1 protein-coding gene is annotated in these 247 nt (G+C 42.1%); it reads left to right on the top strand.

Annotation, left to right across the window (positions count from 1 at the left end):
• Positions 1-247: terpene synthase family protein (locus tag J5474_RS23365; protein WP_209364282.1), on the top strand; the 247-nt coding region annotated here is incomplete at both ends.

Here is a 247-nt window from a genome sequence, read left to right as displayed (position 1 = left end):
CTGAGCTTGAAAGAGGGGATGTTGCATCTTCAATATATTGTTATATGCGCGAAGCCAATGCATCAGAAATGGACGCTCGACAACACATCAGAAGCATCATTATGGACACATGGAAGAGACTTGACAGAGCGATTTTTGAGTGTCCTTTCGATCCGACATTTGTTAGTATGGCGGTAAATCTCGCTCGAACTTCGCTTTTTATATACCAGTATGGAGATGGACTTGGTGTTGAAGATTCCAAAAGCAA

The organism is Sagittula salina (assembly GCF_017813235.1).
GTDB classification, from domain to species: Bacteria; Pseudomonadota; Alphaproteobacteria; order Rhodobacterales; family Rhodobacteraceae; genus Sagittula; species Sagittula salina.
This window is presented reverse-complemented; position numbering and strand designations above follow the sequence as displayed.